Source organism: Tsuneonella sp. CC-YZS046 (assembly GCF_035581365.1).
Classification (GTDB): Bacteria; Pseudomonadota; Alphaproteobacteria; order Sphingomonadales; family Sphingomonadaceae; genus JAWKXU01.
Map to the genome: position 1 here is coordinate 2,825,359 of NZ_CP141590.1, position 19,222 is coordinate 2,844,580.

A 19,222-nucleotide genomic window follows, 5' to 3' on the forward strand; every position below is an offset into this window, starting at 1 on the left:
ATGGGGACGATCCTGATTGCCCTTGCGGCCTTCATGCTGGGGGTTCTCATCACCAGCCTGTTGGCCCTTGGCGCGATCGCAATCCTCTACCGCGAGGCGGAGGCCATGGTCGATTCCTACATGAACGCCATCCCCGGCGCCTGCATCCCTCGGGGTAGCCGGGACTGGCGGCCGCGCATCATCGCCGGCGGAGGCGCCGGTGTCTGAGGGTCCGGTCGCCGGCGTTCGCGGGTTAGCGGGCTGGGTCCAGGCGATCCGTGCTGATTGCGTTGCCGAACAAAAGCGCCGGGCGCGGGTCCGGGCGGTCAAGCGGAGCCGCCCGGTCGGCGCTTTCGAGCTTCATTTCTATCGCATGGTGAGTGTCGCAGCCGCAGTGCTTGTCGGCCTCATGTTTCTGGGAGCGCGCTGATGCGGTCTACCTCCAAATCCTCACCTTTGTCCCGCGTCACACGCTGGATTGCGGCCCTTGTCGGCGCCGGGATCGCCTCGACCACGCCTGTTGCGGCGCAGAGTGTCGCGCCTTCGGCCGCGCCGGTCGAATGGGTGCGCTACGCCGAGTTCGCGACAACCTCCATCACCGGTTGGCTCGAGGCGCACAACGAGCCGGTGACAGGTCTGCGCGCCTATCTCGATGCGACCCGACCCGCACCAGACGCGGCAACCGCGCCCCTGGTCATCAAGGTCTGGATCGAGCGCGACGGCAAAATCTCACGCATCGACTATCCTGCCTTCACCCATGCGGAGGCCAATGCCGATATGCAGGCGCTGATCGTCGGCCAGCAGCTCGCGGCCGCGCCGCCGCGCGACATGCTGCTGCCGCTCCGCATCGCCGTCCAGCTGGATGCGCCGGCATCAGCTCCAGCGCCTGCCGCAAGCGAGACGTCGCTTCCGCGGACATGACCCTTACTCTTCCCCTTTCCGGCTCGATCCGATCATGATGAAGCGGTGGCTCCACGGCCTTCGCTGGCAGCGCTCCCGCCGGTTCGAGAACGCGGTGTCGCTCGCAGTCGAAGAGCTTCTGCTTGAACATGGCGACGCAGCGTTGGATCAGGCCCGCCGCAAGGCACGTCCGCGCGACCAGCCCACCCGCCGAGAGGGACCTGAGAGGCGGCCTGACGTTGACGAAATGATGATGGGCGCAAAATTCTAAGCACAAATTGTCCATTAATATTTACCCACCCTCTCGAGGGTAGCGCAGGCTAGCGATTATTCAGTCGCCGCGGCCCCGGTCCCGACCGCCCCAGTTCATCCATCGGATTGCGTAGCGGACATTCCTCAAGCGACAGGCAGCCGCAGCCGATGCAGCTCACGATCTGGTCGCGAAGCTGAGTCAGCGACATGATCCGCTCGTTGAGCATGCCGGTCCAGGCATCGGTGAAATTCCGCCAGTCCCGCGCGGTTGGAACATGGTCGTGCGGCATATCGGCCAGCGCGTCCTTGATGATCGCCAGCGGGATGCCGGCACGCTGGGCAATGCGGATGATGGCGATCCGGCGCAGGACGGAGCGGTGATAACGGCGCTGGTTTCCTTCCGTGCGCCAGCCCGCGATCAGACCCTGCTTCTCGTAGAAATGAACCGTCGAAACGGGAACGCCGCTGCGGCGCGCCACTTCGCCAACGGACAGCGCCTGCGGCATCGCGGGAGACATAAATAGTCCTTGACCTCAACAAATGTTGAGGTTGTATGAGGCAGGTCGGCTTGTTCCGCAAGCATCCATTCCGTCCGAACTCGCGGACATAAACCGGAGCCGACATGAGCTTGATCGAGCGCACGAAAGCGCGCCTCCCACACATTCGCACCATCCTTGCAACGGTCTTCGCCCTTGCCCTTGTGCTGGGAGGCTTGTTCGTCTGGCGCATGCTCAAGGCGGGACAGGCGCAGGAGTGGCATCAAGCACCGCTGCCCGTGGCCGCCGTGCAACTGGAGCCAAGGAACGTTCCCCTGTCCCTGGAAGCGATCGGCACTCTCAGGGCCGTGCGCGAAGTCGAATTGTCAGCCGAAGTTGCCGGTCGCGTTTCGGTAATCCGGTTTGATTCGGGCGCAGAGGTCGGTGCCGGGGCCTTGCTTGTTCAGCTTTTCGACGGGCCGGAACGGGCGGACCGGGACGCGGCGCGGGCAAGGGCTGCCTTCGCGCGCATGCAGGTTGTGCGCTCGGAAGAGCTTGCACCGAGCGGCGCGGAACCGCGCGAACAGCTTGAAGAGCGCCGCGCGGAACGGGATCAGGCGCTTGCGGCGGTGCGCCAGCTCGACGCCCGGCTGATCCAGAAGCAGGTGCGCGCGCCCTTTGCCGGACAGATCGGCATCCGCCGCGTCAATCCCGGCCAGTATCTCAATCCCGGCGATCCGATCGCCACGCTGACCGACCTGTCGCGCCTTTATGTGGAATTCGCGCTGCCGCAGCAGAACCTCGGGATGATCAAGCCGGGCGCCACGGTCACGGTCGCGAGCGATGCCTATCCGCAGCGGACATTCACCGCGCGCGTGAACGCGGTCGAACCCCGGATCGGCGAGGACACGCGCAATATTGCCGTACAGGCGATCCTGCCCAACCCCGACCGGGTGCTTCGCCCCGGCATGTATGTCACCGCCTCGCTGGTGCTGCCGCCCCAAACAGGTGCGCTCGTCGTTCCGGCGACGGCTATCCAGACATCGGCGCAGGGCGACAGCGTGATCGTCATTCGCGGCAAGGATGCCCGGAAAGGCGGCAAGGCGGAGTTCGTTCCGGTCCGCACCGGACGACGAATCGGCAATGACATAGTGATCGAACGGGGCCTGAAGCCCGGCGATGTCGTGGTGACGGCAGGGCAGCTTCGCATCCAGCCCGGCGCGGACGTGACCGTGACCGCCCCCGCACGAGCTGGAGGCCGCTGATATGGCGTTCACCGACATCTTTATCCGTCGCCCCATCCTCGCGATCGTGGTCAGCCTGCTGATCCTGCTGGTGGGCGTCAGTGCGACGTTCAGCCTTCCGGTCCGGCAATATCCCCGGATGGAAAGCGCGACGATCACGATCGACACGGCGTTTCCCGGCGCGACGCAGGATGTGATGCAGGGTTTCGTCACCACGCCCATCGCCCAAGCCATCGCGACCGCCAGCGGCATCGAGTATATAACCTCGACATCGCTGCAAGGCAGCAGCCGGATCAGCGCGAAGCTGGTGCTCAATGCCGACGCGGACCGGGCGATGACGGAAATCCTCGCCAAGGTGCAGCAGGTCAAGTTCCGCCTGCCCACGGGCGTTACCGATCCCGTCATCACCAAGATCACCGACGGCGCTTCGGCGATCCAGTATATCTCCTTCATCAGCGACGATCTGCCGCCGCCGCAGCTGGTGGATTTCGCGACGCGCGTCGCCCAGCCGCTTCTGACCTCGGTCCGCGGTGTGGCATCCGCCCAGATCAGCGGCGGCGCGCCGCTGGCAATGCGCGTGTGGGTCGATCCGGTGAAGCTCGCCGCGCGCGGCCTGACGGCGGGCGATATCGCGGCCGCCTTGCGCGCCAACAATGTGCAGGCGTCCCCCGGAAAGCTGAAGGGCGAGAATACCGCGATCAACATCACCGCCGGCACCGACTTGCGGGATGTGGAATCCTTTCGCCGCATGGTCGTGAAGACCGGCAACAGCGGCGTCGTGCGGCTGGGGGATATCGCCACCGTGGAGCTTGGCGGCCAGAATTATGACGCTGCCGCGCAGGCCTCCGGCCGCCCCGGCGTGTCCATCGCCATTTCGCCGACGCCGGACGGAAACCCGCTGGAAATCGTCGCAGCGGTAAAGGCGCTGCTGCCGGAAATCCAGCGCGTCGCCCCGCCGGGGGTGGAGGTTGCCAATGATTTCGACGTCGCCCATTTCGTCAACGCCTCCATCGATGAGGTCGAGCGCACGTTGATCGAGGCAGTCCTGATCGTGGTTGTCGTGATCTTCCTGTTCCTCGGCTCTCTGCGCGCCGTCATCATCCCCATCGTCACCATTCCGCTTTCGCTGCTGGGCACGGCGGCGCTGATGCTGGCGTTCGGTTTCTCCTTCAACTTGCTGACGCTGCTGGCGATGGTCCTTGCCATCGGGCTGGTGGTCGATGACGCGATCGTCGTCGTCGAGAATATCCACCGGCATATCGAGGAAGGGCTGAAGCCGTTCGACGCCGCCCTGGTCGGCGCGCGGGAAATCGTCGGGCCGGTGATCGCGATGACGATCACGCTCGCCGCCGTCTATGCCCCGATCGGACTGATGGGCGGCCTGACAGGGGCGCTGTTCCGCGAATTCGCCTTCACGCTGGCAGGCTCCGTCATCGTCTCCGGCGTGGTCGCGCTGACTTTGTCGCCCATGATGAGCGGCAAACTGCTCCATTCGAAACTGGGCGAAGGCAGGCTGAGCCAGGCCATCGAGCGCAGCATGCACCGCCTCACTACCGGCTATTCCCGCCTGCTGGACCGGACGCTGGCGGCGCGGGCGGCCGTCCTGATCGTGGGCGTCGCCATGCTCGGCGCGATTGTGTTGCTGTTCACCGGCGCCCAGCGCGAACTCGCCCCGCCGGAGGACATGGGATATGTCTTCGTGCAGACCAAGGCGCCGCAATATGCCAACCTCGATTACACGCGGCGCTATAGCGATGAAGTCGAGCGCATCTTCCAGACCCTACCCGAGTTCAGGAGCAGCTGGTTCGGCTCGGGCGGCGATAACAACGCCAATGGCGGGTTCGGCGGCGTCGTGCTCAAGGACTGGGCGGAACGGGACCGTTCGGCCGACGACATTCAGGCGGAGCTGACCGCGCGCACGGCGGCGGTGACCGGCGTCTATGCGACCGCCTTTCAGGACAGTCCCTTGCCTGCGGGCAGCGGCGGCCTGCCGGTGCAGATGGTGATCCGCTCGGCGGACGATTTTCCGCAAATCTACCAGACGCTCGAAACCATCAAGGGCGCCGCCTGGGGCAGCGGACTGTTCGCCTTCGTGGACAGCGACCTCGCCTTCGACAGCCCCGAAGCGCACATCATCATCGACCGCGCGAAAGCGGGCGAAATGGGCGTCAGCATGTCCGAAGTCGCCGACACGCTGGCGATCCTCGTCGGCGAGAATTATGTGAACCGGTTCAACTGGCACGACCGCTCGTATGACGTGATCGCGCAGGTTCCGCAGAGCCACCGGCTCGCGCCCGACGATCTCGGCCGGTTCCAGGTGAGAACGGCGTCGGGCAGCCTCGTTCCGCTCGCCACCATCGCCAGCGTCGAAATACGCCCACAGCCTAACCGGCTGCCGCAGTTCAACCAGATGAACAGCGCCACGCTGTCGGCCGTGCTGCTGCCGGGCGTGACCATGGGACAGGCGGTGGACTTCCTGCAAAGCCAGACGCTGCCCGAGGGCACGAGCGTCGACTGGCTGTCGAACAGCCGGCAATATGTGCAGGAAGGCAACCGGCTGACCGTCTCCTTCGGCTTCGCGCTGGTGGTAATCTTCCTCGTGCTGGCGGCGCAGTTCGAGAGCTTCCGCGATCCGCTGGTGATCCTCGTCACTGTGCCGCTGGCGATATGCGGGGCGCTGGCGCCGCTCTATCTCGGCTATGCCACGCTCAACATCTACACCCAGATTGGGCTCGTCACGCTGATCGGGCTGATTTCCAAGCACGGCATCCTGATGGTGTCCTTCGCCAACGAGATGCAGCGGCATGAAGGCTGGAGCCGGGTCGAGGCGATCCGCCATGCCGCAGCGGTGCGGATGCGGCCGATCCTGATGACCACCGCGGCGATGGCCGCCGGCCTCGTGCCGCTGCTGTTCGCCGGGGGCGCCGGGGCGAACAGCCGCTTTGCCATCGGCATCGTCGTCGTCATGGGCCTGCTGGTGGGAACGCTGTTCACGCTGTTCGTGCTGCCCACAGTCTATTCCCTGCTGGCGGGCGATCACCGCCCGAAGGAGCCGACCGAAACCGGCGAATACCCGGCTGAAGGGGGTCTGGCCCATGCGTAAGTCCCGGCTCTCTCTTATCCTCTTGCCGCTGCTCGCTTCGGCTTGCGCGGCCGGCCCTGCCTATGCCCCCCCGCAGACCCCCGCTGCGTCGGCAGGGCCGTTCATCACGACGGCCGACGGCATCGATCGGGCTGGCGACCTGCCCGACGATTGGTGGCGGCTCTACCGCGATCCGGCGCTCGACAGCCTGATCGAGCAGGCCCTCGCGGCCAACACGGACCTGCGCGTCGCATCGGCCAATCTCGCCCGAGCGCGCGCGATCCTGCAGGAGGCACGCGCCGGACGGCTGCCATCCACCGAGGTATCGGGCGGCGTCAGCTATGGCGATTCCACGCAGGTCGGCGCGCCGGTCGGCAACGACGCGCAATGGTCGCAGAACGCCGGAGTCGCGCTGGCGTGGGAAGCCGATCTGTTCGGCCGGATCGGGCGCGCCATCGAGGCGGCCCGCGCCGATGCCGAAGCGGTCCAAGCCGCCCGCGATGCCGTGCGCGTGGCCGTCGCTGCGGAAACGACCCGCGCCTATCTGGATGCCTGCGCGGCGGCTTATGCCCTGTCCGTGGCGCAACAATCCTTGCAGACCAGCACCGACAGCCTGCGCCTCGTGACGGCGCAGGAGCACGCCGGATCAGCCAGCCGGCTCGACGTGGAACGGGCTACGGCGGCCGAGGCGACCGCCAAGGCAGCGCTTCCGGCGTTCGAAGGACAGCGGCAGGTCGCCTTGTTCGAACTGGCGGCCTTGCTCGGCACCACTCCGGACGATGTGCCGGAAACGGCGCGGCTCTGCGCGGTGCCGCCTGAACCCGCTGCCGCCGTTCCCATCGGAGACGGCGCGGCATTGCTGCGGCGAAGGCCCGATCTCAGGCAGGCCGAGCGCCAGCTTGCGGCCGATACGGCGAGGATCGGCGTGGCGACCGCCGACCTCTATCCCGTCATCAGCCTTGGCGGTTCCGGCACCTTCTTCCGCAACGACGTGGTGCGGGGAAGCGATTCCTTCAGCTTCTCGCTCGGCCCGCTGCTGTCGTGGCGGTTCCCCAACATGTCGGTCGCCCGCGCGCGGCTGCTTCAGGCGGAGGCGCGGGGCGCGGCATCGCTGGCCGCGTTCGACGGGAAGGTCATCACGGCGCTCAAGGAGGTCGAACAGGCCCTCGCCATCGTCGCGACCGAACAGCGTCGGCTGGCCGCGCTGCGCGAGGCGCAGGACCGATCGGCGCGGGCTTACGAGCTTGCCGACAGGCGCTATCGCGCCGGTTCGATCGGCTGGCTGGACGTGCTGGTTGCCCAGTCCGACCTGCTGGCCGCGCGAGCCTCCCACGCAGCGTCCCTGCGGCAATTGTCCCTGGCGCGGGTCGATTTGTTCAAGGCGCTCGGCGGCGGCTGGTCAATCGACGGCGCACATCTTTCCGAAAGGTCGGCAAAGTGAACAAGGCTCTTCCCCTGTTATCGACGATATTGGCGTGGCCGCTGGCGGCGTTTTTCCTGTTCGGGGCCTATGGCAACGCCTTCATCTCCGAAGAATATGCCGCCGCCTATGCGGCCTGGGGCTATCCGGACTGGTTCCATTACGTCACGGCCGCGCTGGAACTGACCGCCGGCATATTGCTGATACGGTCCGCCACCCGCGCGTTCGGCGCCGCGCTCGGAGCCGTGGTCATGGCGGCCGCGACGCTCACGACCTTGGTGAATGCGGATTACGGCCATGCTGTCGCGCCTGCCGTGGTGTTCGCAGTGTCGCTCGCCGTTCTCGGCCTTTCCCTCGCTTTGAGGCGGAATAGAAGCAGATGAGCGGCGAGGCTGCGGTCATCACACTGCCGTCGTCAATCCGGGTTAAGCCGGGGTGACCACTCTTCCCCATCTGATGCTTCATCGGCAAGCTGCCGAAGCGCGTCGTTACGCCTGAAGGACAATATAACGAAAACGGCGGCGATCGCGGCGACAATGCTGAAAGCAAACCCGCTGGAATATCCCGCCACCCCGGCAATGGCGGTGACAGTGGCGGAGGTTCCGATCTCACCCAGATCGCGGCTGCTTTGTACGACTGTCATGTCGGTCCCGGCTTGCCTTGCCCTTGCGGCGAAGCGCATTGCGAGGGTCATTGCGGCGACCGATGCGCCCCCGCTGCCAGCCGAACCCAGCAGGATGGCGACAAGAGCGATATGCCTTTCGACCGGCAGAATGGCTGATGCCTGCATGATCCAGAGGCATGCGCCTGCGCAGGACAGCCCAAGACTGAGCAGCAGGACGCGCGCGATGCCCATCCGGCGCACGAGCCACGCCCCTCCGCCGCATCCAACGACCACTGTCACGACCCCGCCGATCATGCCGATTTGGCCGATGGCTTCCAGCGCCCAGCCTCTATCGATCAGGAAGAGCTTGGACAAACCAAAGACGGAGCTCGCTGTTACGGCCGTCAGCAAGGCAATAGCCAGCACGGAAACTGCTCCCGGCCGCCGGACGAAGCGTGACAGACTGGCGTGTTCCGGCCTGGTGGTTGATTGCGCCGCTGGTGCCGGCTCCCGCCACAGGAGTATCAGCACAAGGCCCGAAAGGACGATCAGTGCCATGGCCGCCAATGCCGCTTGCCTGCCCAGCATTCCGGCGAGGATCAGGCACCCGGCGCCGCCGATGAAGAACCCGATCATGGTGCCGCCGACCTGCACCGCATTGGCGCGAACCAACATCGCGCCCTCGAAATTCTCGGCGCCAAGACCGTCGGTTGCCGTGTCCTGCGTCGCCGACGCCAGCGAGGCCAGCGCGAACAGTGCGATCGCAATGGGCGTGGTCGCTTCGCCGATACCCAGTATCGCCACCGCCGCGAGGCAGAGGAACACGGTCGCCTGCATCGGAATGATCCAGCTGCGCCGCTTGCCGATCCGTCTGGACCAGTGATTGTCGACGAAGGGCGCCCACAGGAATTTCACGATCCAGGGCAGGCCGACCAACGGCAGGAAGGCTATCCCTGTCAACGACACGCCATCCCGCCGCAGCAGCGTCGGCAACGTTTCCATGGCGAGCCCCAGCGGGATGCCCTGCGCGACATAGAGCGCGCCGACCGTCGCGAGAAGCCGATAATTGTGGAAATAGGAGGCGGCGTTCATCGGGCATGCCTTTTCATTGGGCGTCGCCTCCACCAGAGCCATGGACCGGTTACGAGAAGGATCACGCACAGCGTGGCGGCGAGCAGATAGAGGCCAAGCATCACGGACCTGTCCCACAGGCCCGTGTGCAGGGATTTTGCGGCGATCATCAGCTTCATGAAGGCTGGCACGGGCCGAGCCGGAGCCATCGCGCCGGACTGGCCGTCGAAACTCACGGTCACGGACTTGTCCCAGGGAGCGGCATCGCGAACGAGGAGCATCACTGCCACCGGCCCGGCGCCGTGTCCCGGCATGATGCCCTGAAGCTCGGCACCCGGATGTGCGTTCAGCGCGGATTCCAGCATAGGCCGTAGCGGCGCCCGGGCGGCGTCGGATATCGGTCGCGCCATTGCCGCGTTTGGTCGGCCGGGCCGGCCGAACTCGCCGAGTGTCTTGAACCCGAGCAACAGGAAGCCGCTGCTCGCGGAGAGAAACAGGAAGATCATCACGACCAAGCCTGTCCATTTGTGCAGCCCGGCCAGGGGCGAGGCGCTATGCCAGGGCACACTCGTCAGTGTCCGCCAGCGGCGGCGCATGATCGCAAACCCGCTGATGGTAAGCATGATGAGCGCGATCGCCGTTAGAAGCGCGATAACCTTTCCGCCCAGCCCCAGCAGAAGGCCGTTATGGATGGTGAGCAGGATGTCCCGCGCCGCCGCTCCGGCAGGCATCGGCGCAAATATCTGTCCCGATTGCGGATCGAAGGCGACGGTGAGGTTCTCGCCATCCCGCTCGCGCACCGATGCCTGCCAAGCATGGCGGGGATCGGGCGCGGGGAGGATCAGGCCCAGTGTGGTATCGCCGTAGCGCGCCCGCAGTGATGAAATCGCCACGTCGACTCCGGCCAGTGTGGTAACGGGACGATCAAGGCGTGGTCCCGCGGCCGTTTCGGTCGCATGACAGATGAGCAGGCCAAGTCCCGTGACGGCCAGAACCGCAAACGGCACTGCGCAGGCGAGCCCGATCCATCGGTGCAGCTTCCAGAGCAGGATGCGCGTTTTCATGCTTCATGCGGACGCACGCGCGTGCCGCCGGCCGGGGTCAGGAACATCAGCCGCGAGGGGGCGCGCAGCAGGAGGCGGTGCCAGGTCCCACGCTCGACCACGCAGCTCTGTCCGCGCGCGAGCGGCAGCAGTATTTCGCCGCTTTCATCCTCGACGACCAGATCGATATCGCCTTCGACGAGATGCAGGATCTCGTCGCCGTCGGGGTGCATTTCCCAGTTGTCGGGATGAAGGTCCTCGGGCCGTTTCGGTTCGCTCATGCCCAGAACGCGCGAGGCTTTCGCCCGATTGACCTGCCGCCAAGCGTCCGGCGAACGCGGCAAGGCATCGGCACGGCCGTCGGCATCGAGCTGGACGAGCGTGCCCAGCGGATCGAACAGGGTGACGCCCATGTCAGTAGCGCGCGCGCAGCGTGGCCATGACGCTGCGCGGCTCACCATACCAGTTGTTCCAGCTGGTGCCGCCGATCGACGCGAAATAACGCTTGTCGAACAGGTTGTTCGCGTTGAGCCCAATGTCGATGCGCGGCGTGACGGCATAATCGGCGCGCAGGTTGACCACGGCATAGCCGCCCTGCGTCATGCGGACGGCGCCCTGCTGGCTGTAGAAGCTGCTCTGCCAATTGACGCCCGCCCCCAGCCCCAGCTTTCCGTCGAGCACGGGCGGTCGATAATGCGTCCACAGCTTTACCATATGCTTTGGCGTGAAGCTGGAGAACGGCAGGCCCTCATTGCCGCTTGGGCTCCCGGACGCGGTACGGTCCCGCAGATATTCGGTGTCGACCCAGGTATAGCCAGCCTGGATGGACCAACCCTCCGCCAGATCACCCTGGATCTCGGCATCGAAGCCTTTGCTCTCCACCTTGCCGTCGGCGATATAGGCACAAACCGATCCGGGCATGCAGGGATGATCGGGATCGAGCTGCGCCCGGTTGTTCTGCCGGATACGGAAGGCGGCCAGCGATGCGTTGAGCTTTCCGCCGAACCATTCGCCCTTGATGCCGGCCTCGATATTGCTGCCGGTCATCGGATCGAGAACTTCGCCCTCATAAGTCAGGTTGTTCTGGGGCGTGAAGATCGAGGCATAGCTCGCATAGAGCGAAAAGGGGCCGCCCACCTTCCAGACGAGACCGCCATAAGGCGTGAACTCGCGGTTGATCCGATATTTGCCGGTGGGCGTCTGCGGTCCGCCGATCGTGGCGCGGCGAACCGTCTCCGTACGCCACCAACTGAGCCTTCCGCCCGCGATCAGCGTCAGGGGATCGGCGAGTCTCAGGCGAAGCACCGCATAGCCGCCATATTGGGTGGTATCTGTCGTCTGCTCGCCCCCCCAACTTTGCGTCGTCGGCTCCGGTGTCGTGACGGGCGTGTCGGAGAAAAGGTCGACGGGCTGCATCAGCCCCGGCAGGTTGTAGGAAATCTGCCTGGTGTGGCCGTCCCAGTAATTGGCCCCGACCAAAATCTGGTGCCGACGTCCGAGCAGGTCGAAGCCGCCCGAAACATAGCCGTCAAGATCGGTCTCGCGGTTCCTGAAATCATAGGCCCCGCCATAAAGGATCGGTCCCATGCCGGTCGCACGATCCACCGCGCCCATGGCGCTGGCATAGGTCATGTCGCTGTCGCCGGAGATGCGGCTCACGGCGACCTTGGCTTCCCAGTCGCTGCCGAACTCATGGCGTAGCTCGGCGAACATCTGCATATTGTCCCAGTTGCGGCTCGACCAGGGCGCGCCGGGATAGCGCGAGCGGGGGATGGGCAGTTCGCCGCCATCCGCATAGCGCGGCACACCCATCAGCGTGCCGTCATCGGCGACGTCCTGCCATTTTATCGTCGCGGCCAGCACCGTGCGCGGCGCGAGATTCCATTCGATTGTGCCATAGGCGAGATATTTGCGCCGATGGCCTTCATCGTAGAAATAGTCCCGATCCTCGAAGATGCCGACAACGCGAGCGCGCAGATCGCCGGATGCGATCAGCGGAACGCTGATGTCGCCCTCCGCCCGATAATTGTTCCAGCTTCCGGCGCTCAGCGTCGCTTCCGCCGCGAAATCGCTGCCCGGGCGCTTGCGGACCAGGTTGATCGTACCCGAAGGGTTGCCGGTCCCCTGAAGAAGGCCGCTCGCGCCGCGCAGAATCTCCACGCGGTCATAAATCGCCATGTCCTCGGTGTTGACGGCCTCGTTCCAGCCCGAGGTCGGAATGCCGTCGAAGTTCAGCGTATCGATGACGAAGCCGCGCGAATAATATGCCGTCCGCAGCCGCGTGCCCGGCTGAACGGTGACGCCGGGCGCATTGGTCATCACGTCGTCGAGCGTGATGAGCCGCTGCTCGTCGAGCCGGTCGCGATCGATGATGCTTATCGTCTGCGGGGTCTCGGAAAGTGTCAAAGGCAGCTTGGTGCCCACGCCCGCACCTTCGGCGAACGCGGCCGTGACTATGATCTCGTCGGTTTTCGAGTCCGTTTCTTCCGCCCGCGCGGTTCCGGCGGTGGCCCAGCCAATGGCGAGGCAAGCCACGCCCGCGGTCAATCGCACGATAGTCTTCCGATCCACTCTTTGCCCCATCTTCGCTAATCACTCGCAATAGCGAAGCGAATAGGAGAAGAGCAGCGATCTGTCTTTCCGATCGCCGGACGGAAATTTCAGATTCCGGGCGCCTCGAGACCGGAACGGTTAAGGGTGCTCGGCAAGATGCCGAAACGATGGCGGAAGGCCGTGGTGAAATGCGGCAGCGTATAGCCGACTCGGTCCGCCGTCAGCGTGACGCTGAGCCCGGATTCGAGCAGCCGCCATGCCTCGCGCAGTCGCGTCTCACGCAAATATTCCCCGATGCTTTGACCGAAGAGGCGCCGGAACCCGGCCGTCATCCGACGTACGTTCATGCCACAGTCGCGGGCCAGGCGATCCAGCCCCGGCATGTTGGCGGGGTCGCGGTTCAGGCGATCGCGTAATTCGTGCAGCCGCCTGACTTCGAGCGGCGTTGCCAGACTTACCGAACTGTTGGTGGATGGCCGCGCCAGCGTGTCGAGCGCCAGCGCTGCCAGTTCGAGCGCCTTGCCGGCCAGGTGTAGCCTCCGGGCCACGCCCACATAGGGCGCGTTCAGAATTTGCTCCGCAATAGCCTGCATCGCGACGGGGCACGTCGCTCGATGATGGGCCATGCCCTCCGGCAGAAGAGCATTGGCATCACCGAGCAACTCGTCGGCAGCCTCTGCGTCCAGATGCAGGGTCAGATATTGCAGCGAGCTGAGGCTGGCGAAGCGATGGTGAAGCTGCCAGTCGTGACGGCTGACAAACAAGTTCACGCTCGGACCGGACTCGCGGGCTTGTGTCTGACCCGCGATTCCCACTTCGATCGACCCTTTGAGCAATATTGCCAGCTTGATTCCCGGGCGCAAATTCTCGATCGCCTCGGCTTCTTCCGCGAAGTCGCGATAACCCGCACCCACCGACAGCCCTCGCGCCGCATGGCATGACCAGAATGTTGGTTTGAGTGCGCCCGCTTGCACAGCGTTATGAAACCCCTTGCAACGCCTCCATGTATACTATTGCGAATTAATTGCAATATGCACTCAACGACAGCCGAAGCTTCTGCCGGCAAGGTCAACGCGCGGAGATGTGCCCGCGAACGAACGATACACGCTCGGAAACGCTGGCAAGTGGCAGCGGCACGAGATCATATCCCAGGGCGGCATATGTCTCTGTCATCACCTGATGCGTTGCTCTCGCTTCCTCCATGCTTTGCTTTCGTTCAGCATCATGGATGAAAATCTCCGGCCAATGGGGGGCGATGAATACGGTACGGTTATACCGGAAAAGCTCAGCAGCCCGGCGAATGTGGGGCGGCGCCTCGAGTCCGCACAGGGATAAATATCCTAACACATCGGGAATGCCCCGATCACACAGCACGCGCCCGGCAAACCTGCTTGCTTCGCGATAGGATCTCAGATCCCAGGCCAGCATCAGTTCGGCGAACGCCTGCCGATCGATCCATGGAAGCGCGTTGCCGCCAGTAGCGACCTGATCCTGAATGATCGAGCGGCCTGCTTCCGGCGTGTGCCGGAAACCCTCCAGAGCAAGAGCTTTGATGAGAGAGGTCTTTCCCGATCCCGGTCCTCCGGTAATGATGAACAGGTGATCCGCATGTTCCGGGGATCGATCGAAGCTCTTGCCGATTGTCGGCCGGGGAACCGGAATCCTCACGCTGCGGTCGGGGAACGAAGATGGTTGAACATATGCGGCACATAGTCGGCCTTGCCGATCTGGATACCCCGGCTTCTGAGGATCGCATAAGCGGTTACGGCGTGGAAGTAGAATTGGGGCAGCGCCCAGTCCCTGACATAGTCCTGGCCGGTCATATCGAACGTTGGACCGCCCGGCAGTTCAAGGATCACTCGCCTATCCTCGGTTCCGTCAAAAGCGTCTGGCTCAAGGCTGCCGAGAAACGATAGGGCGTCACCGATGCGGGTTTGCGCTTCGACCATCGATCCTGGTTCTTCACCGGCCGCATGCCCTTCCTGTCCGAGTTGCTCCAGAGCTTGCGGCAATAGTTGACCTTTGAGGCGGAATACGGCTTCCTGCGCCTGCAGACAGGCGAACCGCACCTGCGCTGACAGGGGGAGCATGTCGGGCGCGAGGCGTTGGGCAAGGAGCGCTTCGGCTTCTGACTCCGACGATTGCTGGCGCGCCTTTTCCAGCAATCCTGCGAGCGTTTGCAACATATGCGTATATGTCGGCACGAGAAGATCGGTCGGGGACATGGAAGCTCCTGTAGATGCAAGGAAGCAAGGATGATCGCGTCTAGCACCGACGGGATACAGCGGGCTTTTCTGATCGCATGGCCGGAACTCGCGGGCCAGGCCATTCAGGTCGCGGATCGTCACAGACAAGGTTCATCCCCGCGCCCTCGGTGGCCCGGACGGGAAGTGCGGTCGCGTCGAATCCGTCGAGGCAGAAGATGTTGACCCCGAAGTGATCGGGCGCCGCGCGCTTGCGGTGGAAGACGTAGATGCCGCAACGCCGGCAGAAATAATGTTTCGCGCGGCCGCTGTTCCATACGTAGAGCGAGAGCAGTTGCTCTCCCTGTTCGATATGCAGCGCTACTTCGGGCACTTTCACCATCAATGCGTTGCGCTTCACGCATAATGAGCAATCGCATGTCGTCAATTCGATCGGATCGCTGTCTAGGGTGAAGCGGACCCCGCCGCAGTGGCAGGAACCGGGATGACGGCTTACCATCGGCTCGCTTCTTCCGCGCCGAATGGGTCGAGCATCCTAGCGCCTGAACCGACGCCGGCCGTCTCGTGCTGCGCTGCCGCCAATATGGCCGGTTCGATCACCCGCAGCGCATGATCGACATAGAAGCTCTTCTCGCCCACCGGAGCGACATAATGCATCGCTTCGTGCGTGATGTCGATCGACGCGCCGCGCGCGATGATCCACGCGGCGAGATAAGGCGCGGCAAGGCAGCCGCCCGCTGTCGCGACATTGCCATGAGCGGCGAACGGCGCGTCGATAACGTTGACGCCCGCCTCCACGACACACGGCTTCGTCGTCAGGTCGGTGCAGGCCGGCAGGTCGCCGATCAGACCGAGCCTGGCCAACAGCAACGTGCCGGAACATTGCGCGGCGATCAGCTGACGGGTGGGATAGAGCTGCAGGCGAGCCAGCAAGGCGGTGTCCTCGGCAATCTCGCGCGTCCGAATACCGCTGCCGATCAACACTGCATCCGCCTCACAGGCAAATTCCAGCGGGCGCTGGCGCTGCACGGTCACGCCATTCATGGACGTGACCTGTTTTGACGGGGCAGTGATATGGGCCTGCCAGCCTCGCGGCCGGAGACGGTTGAGGATGGCAGCGCCAATGAAGGAATCGAGTTCATTGAAGCCGTCGAAGGTCAGGACCGCGATTTGCATCAACTGGCACTCCGGCCGCTAAAGAGCGTACGGGTGGCACCGGCAACCCATATCTGTCCGGCATCATCCTGTTCGACGTGGATGCGACCGCTCCTTCCCAGCCGCGTGCCTTGTGCTGCAATGTAGGCATCGTTCACGCGGCCGCTCGCGAACAGCCATTGGCCGAGCGCGGCGTTGAGGCTGCCCGTCACCGGGTCCTCGATCAGCGCGCCATGGGCGTCGCTGAAAAAGGCGCGGACCTCGAATGCTGCGTCACCGCCTGCCGCATAGGGGCCGAGAATGCCGATATCGATTCGCTGGCTCTGATTCCTTTTCGGTTCCACCGCCAGCACGGCATCGGCCGATTCCAGCATCACCGCGATCCAGCCGGGACCATTATCCGCCCACGTCGCACCCATGATTGCGCCACGCTCGATACGCAAAACCTCCGCCACCCGGGCGATGTCTGCTTCCGTGGGAGTGCCGCCGCGCAGCAGGGGCGGCGCAGCGAAGGCAAGGCGTTCGCCGTCGTTCCGGATCTTCACCAGACCTGCGCCGCATTCCTGCACGATCATGTTCCGATCCCTCGGTTGTCCGCCCGCCTCCATCCAAGCATGAGCGCTGCCCAGCGTCGGATGTCCGGCGAAGGTCAGTTCATGCGCAAGCGTGAAGATGCGCACCCTGTAGTCCGCTCCAGGGTCGGTCGGCGGCAGAAGGAAGGTAGTCTCCGACAGGTTCAGCCAGCGGGTGATGGCCTGCATCTCCTCGGTCGAGAGAGCTTCGGCATCGGACAGCACGGCGACTGGGTTGCCGGTAAAAGGGTCGACGCCGAACACGTCGACGAGGTGGAAGGGATTGTTCACGCTGTAACTCCTGTTGCGCAGACGGCTTTTCTAACTGGCGGCACCGGCATCGACAGGCACGGATCGATACGATATCGTCAAACTGTACTGGTCATGAAAGCAGGACGGTGGCGGCAAACCCCAATGAAACGCGGACAGGACGTATCGTCCGCCATATTCGCGACCGGATCGAAGCCCGCACGCTGACGCCCGGCGCGCGGCTGCCATCCATCCGCGCGATGGCGGACACGATGAGCGTCGCGCGCTCGACCGTGGTCGAAGCTTATGAGCGTCTTGCAAGCGAGGGTATGATCCGCTCGCGGCCCGGATCGGGCTTTTATGTCGCGGCTCCGCTGGCTCCGCTGACGCTTGAACGGTTGACGCAAACCGCCGAGCGGGAGGTCGATCCGTTATGGATGCTCCGTCAGTCGCTGGGGGAACGGCGCGCGGAACGGATGCCGGGGTGCGGCTGGTTGCCGGATGACTGGCTCGCAGGCGAGGCGCTGCGCAAGGCCATGCGCGCAATGGCGCGTACAAAGGATGCGGGCGCTCTCGCGAGCTATGCCTCGCCGTTCGGTTCACCTGCGCTGCGCTCGCTGCTCGCTCGCCGCCTCGCCGAACAGGGCGTGGCGGCCTCGCCCGACCAAATTCTTCTCACCGACAGCGGCACCCACGCGCTCGATCTGGTCTGCCGCTTCCTTCTCCAGCCCGGTGACACGGTGCTGGTCGATGATCCATGCTACTTCAATTTCCTTGCCTTGCTGCGAGCGCATCGGGCCAAGGTAATCGGTGTGCCGATGACGCCCAGCGGCCCCGATCTCGCCGCGTTCGCGGAGGTGGCCGTCACGCACAGGCCGCGCCTGTATCTGACCAATTCGGCCGTCCATAATCCGACGGGTGCGATGCTTTCCGCACCTGCGGCGCATCGGCTGCTCCGCATCGCCGAAGCCCATGACATGGTCATCGTCGAGGACGATATTTTCGCCGATTTCGAGCATGTCCCGGCTCCGCGCCTCGCCGCCTTCGACGGGCTGGAAAGAGTGATCCGGATCGGCAGCTTTTCCAAGTCCCTGTCCGCAGCCGTGAGATGCGGCAACATTGCCGCGCGCGGCGACTGGATCGAGGCACTGGCCGATCTGCGCATCGCGACCTCCATGGCTGGTAGCCCCTTGTCGGCAGGCTTGCTCCACACGGTCCTGACGGATGGAAGTTATCGCAGGCACCTTGAATCCGTCCGCTCCCGCCTTGCCCGCGCCATGCCGCGCGTGGCGAAGCGGCTGCGCGACCTCGGTATTGAGCCTTGGGCTGAACCGGGTGCGGGCATTTTTCTGTGGGCACGATTACCGGATGGCGTCGATGCGGTCGCTCTCGCCCGCTCTGCGTTGGCCAAGCAGATCGTCCTTGCACCGGGTGCGGTGTTCAGCGCCAGTGGCGGCTGGCGCGATCATATGCGCTTCAACGTGGCGATGAGCGATGATGATCGCCTGTTCGGTTATTTACGTATGGTGCTACAGTAGGGATTTGCGAGATTTCGGCCGCACACTACAGTCACTTCCATATGTCAGGCTACGATAAGACGCTGCTGACATCGTTGACGCCCTTGCAGCATCGCAGGGCATTTCGAAGGCTGATGCGAAGAAATCTCTCGATACCGTCCTCAGCCTTATCGGCGATGCGCTGGTGAAGGGCGACGAGGTCTCCTTGAACGGCTTTGGCAAGTTCCGCGCAAAGGACAGCGCCGCCCGTGAAGGCCGCAATCCTCAGACCGGCGAGACGATCGTGATCCGCGCTTCCAAGCGCGTTGGCTTCACCGCCGCGAAGGCCCTGAAGGACAAGGTCAACGGATGAACGGGCAGGCAGCAATGACCGACAACCACAACGTCGATGAGTCCACATTGCTGTCGCTCACCGCAGAGATCGTGGCCGCCCACCTCGGCGCCAACCAGGTCACGGCCGCCGACGTTCCGCAGCTGATCGCATCCGTTCATGGCGCCCTCGCTGGCCTGGGCGCGCCCGATACCACGGAGCCTGCGCCGCAACCCGCTGTCTCGGTGCGCGCGTCGGTCAAGTCTGACCATCTGGTCTGCCTGGAGGATGGCAGGAAGCTGAAGACGCTCCGGCGTCACCTCATGACCGCCTATGGCATGACGCCGGACCAGTATCGCGCAAAGTGGAACCTGCCTGCGGACTACCCAATGGTGGCGCCGGCTTACTCAGCTAGGCGCAGCGAACTCGCCAAGGCGGGCGGCCTCGGAAGACGGAAGGGCGCTGCGCCTGCCCACAACCAGATCGCGAAAGACCAGGCTCTGATTTCAGCAAGCAGCGAGGAAAAAACACCGCGCCGCACCCGGCGGAAGCTGGGGATTGCCGTTTCGTAATCTCTGAGTGCCGAAAGCG

The 19,222-nt window shown here is 64.4% G+C and carries 20 protein-coding genes; 9 read left to right on the forward strand and 11 right to left on the reverse strand.

The window, feature by feature from the left end:
• Together U8326_RS13905 and U8326_RS13910 are read left to right on the forward strand one after the other, a co-directional pair.
• Positions 1–207, forward strand: coding sequence for a hypothetical protein (locus U8326_RS13905; RefSeq protein ID WP_015460395.1), 207 nt, complete (start codon positions 1–3; stop codon positions 205–207).
• Positions 208–408: 201 nt separating this feature from the next.
• The gene (locus tag U8326_RS13910; RefSeq protein WP_015460394.1) at positions 409–900 is read left to right on the forward strand and encodes a hypothetical protein; all 492 of its coding nucleotides are present in this window, start codon (positions 409–411) and stop codon (positions 898–900) included.
• A 299-nt stretch (positions 901–1,199) separates the two neighbouring features.
• Here the strand turns inward: U8326_RS13910 and soxR are convergent, their stop codons facing one another.
• The gene (soxR, locus tag U8326_RS13915) at positions 1,200–1,649 is read right to left on the reverse strand and encodes a redox-sensitive transcriptional activator SoxR (RefSeq protein ID WP_015460392.1); all 450 of its coding nucleotides are present in this window, start codon (positions 1,647–1,649) and stop codon (positions 1,200–1,202) included.
• Between the two features lie 104 nt (positions 1,650–1,753).
• Between soxR and U8326_RS13920 the strand changes: the two genes are divergently transcribed.
• The 4 genes from U8326_RS13920 to U8326_RS13935 are packed head-to-tail and all read left to right on the forward strand — an operon-like array spanning position 1,754 to position 7,736.
• Entirely contained in the window at positions 1,754–2,872 is a 1,119-nt protein-coding gene (locus tag U8326_RS13920) for an efflux RND transporter periplasmic adaptor subunit (protein WP_070933756.1), read from the forward strand.
• Position 2,873: 1 nt separating this feature from the next.
• The gene (locus U8326_RS13925) at positions 2,874–5,954 is read left to right on the forward strand and encodes an efflux RND transporter permease subunit (RefSeq protein WP_188083569.1); all 3,081 of its coding nucleotides are present in this window, start codon (positions 2,874–2,876) and stop codon (positions 5,952–5,954) included.
• Positions 5,947–7,374: an efflux transporter outer membrane subunit gene (locus tag U8326_RS13930; protein WP_188083568.1), complete on the forward strand. Its 1,428-nt coding sequence runs from the start codon at positions 5,947–5,949 to the stop codon at positions 7,372–7,374. Before U8326_RS13925 ends, U8326_RS13930 begins: the two co-directional genes overlap by 8 nt.
• Positions 7,371–7,736: a DoxX family protein gene (locus tag U8326_RS13935; protein ID WP_015460382.1), complete on the forward strand. Its 366-nt coding sequence runs from the start codon at positions 7,371–7,373 to the stop codon at positions 7,734–7,736. The genes U8326_RS13930 and U8326_RS13935 overlap by 4 nt, the downstream gene beginning before the upstream one ends.
• A 32-nt stretch (positions 7,737–7,768) precedes the next feature.
• Here the strand turns inward: U8326_RS13935 and U8326_RS13940 are convergent, their stop codons facing one another.
• The 10 genes from U8326_RS13940 to U8326_RS13985 form a co-directional block, all read right to left on the reverse strand.
• On the reverse strand, positions 7,769–9,049 hold the full coding sequence (locus U8326_RS13940) for a RhtX/FptX family siderophore transporter (RefSeq protein WP_015460383.1): 1,281 nt from the start codon (positions 9,047–9,049) through the stop codon (positions 7,769–7,771).
• Complete coding sequence (locus U8326_RS13945; RefSeq protein ID WP_324740951.1) at positions 9,046–10,092, reverse strand: PepSY-associated TM helix domain-containing protein; 1,047 nt, start codon at positions 10,090–10,092, stop codon at positions 9,046–9,048. The genes U8326_RS13940 and U8326_RS13945 overlap by 4 nt, the downstream gene beginning before the upstream one ends.
• Complete coding sequence (locus U8326_RS13950) at positions 10,089–10,484, reverse strand: cupin domain-containing protein (protein WP_324740952.1); 396 nt, start codon at positions 10,482–10,484, stop codon at positions 10,089–10,091. Before U8326_RS13950 ends, U8326_RS13945 begins: the two co-directional genes overlap by 4 nt.
• 1 nt (position 10,485) lies before the next feature.
• Positions 10,486–12,642 (reverse strand): TonB-dependent siderophore receptor, encoded by a 2,157-nt coding sequence (locus tag U8326_RS13955; protein ID WP_324740954.1) that lies wholly within the window; start codon positions 12,640–12,642, stop codon positions 10,486–10,488.
• Between the two features lie 89 nt (positions 12,643–12,731).
• On the reverse strand, positions 12,732–13,538 hold the full coding sequence (locus tag U8326_RS13960) for an AraC family transcriptional regulator (protein WP_324740955.1): 807 nt from the start codon (positions 13,536–13,538) through the stop codon (positions 12,732–12,734).
• Between the two features lie 154 nt (positions 13,539–13,692).
• A complete protein-coding gene (locus U8326_RS13965) occupies positions 13,693–14,286 on the reverse strand; it encodes an AAA family ATPase (protein WP_416385534.1) in 594 nt (197 codons plus the stop codon).
• Between the two features lie 2 nt (positions 14,287–14,288).
• Positions 14,289–14,849, reverse strand: coding sequence for a DUF1993 domain-containing protein (locus U8326_RS13970; RefSeq protein WP_324740958.1), 561 nt, complete (start codon positions 14,847–14,849; stop codon positions 14,289–14,291).
• 40 nt (positions 14,850–14,889) lie between these two features.
• Positions 14,890–15,327 carry a GFA family protein gene (locus U8326_RS13975; RefSeq protein ID WP_084653076.1) on the reverse strand — a complete coding sequence of 146 codons (438 nt, stop codon included), beginning with the start codon at positions 15,325–15,327 and terminating at the stop codon, positions 14,890–14,892.
• The gene (locus U8326_RS13980; protein ID WP_084653073.1) at positions 15,321–16,004 is read right to left on the reverse strand and encodes a DJ-1/PfpI family protein; all 684 of its coding nucleotides are present in this window, start codon (positions 16,002–16,004) and stop codon (positions 15,321–15,323) included. Before U8326_RS13980 ends, U8326_RS13975 begins: the two co-directional genes overlap by 7 nt.
• A complete protein-coding gene (locus U8326_RS13985; protein ID WP_070933749.1) occupies positions 16,004–16,846 on the reverse strand; it encodes a PhzF family phenazine biosynthesis protein in 843 nt (280 codons plus the stop codon). Before U8326_RS13985 ends, U8326_RS13980 begins: the two co-directional genes overlap by 1 nt.
• A 107-nt stretch (positions 16,847–16,953) precedes the next feature.
• Here U8326_RS13985 and U8326_RS13990 point away from each other — a divergent pair, with 107 nt between their 5' ends.
• From U8326_RS13990 to U8326_RS14000, 3 genes are all read left to right on the forward strand, one after another.
• Positions 16,954–18,342 (forward strand): PLP-dependent aminotransferase family protein, encoded by a 1,389-nt coding sequence (locus U8326_RS13990; protein ID WP_070933748.1) that lies wholly within the window; start codon positions 16,954–16,956, stop codon positions 18,340–18,342.
• Between the two features lie 70 nt (positions 18,343–18,412).
• Positions 18,413–18,673, forward strand: coding sequence for an HU family DNA-binding protein (locus tag U8326_RS13995; RefSeq protein WP_070933747.1), 261 nt, complete (start codon positions 18,413–18,415; stop codon positions 18,671–18,673).
• A 14-nt stretch (positions 18,674–18,687) separates the two neighbouring features.
• Positions 18,688–19,203, forward strand: coding sequence for a MucR family transcriptional regulator (locus tag U8326_RS14000; protein ID WP_084653071.1), 516 nt, complete (start codon positions 18,688–18,690; stop codon positions 19,201–19,203).
• The last annotated feature ends 19 nt before the right edge of the window (positions 19,204–19,222 follow it).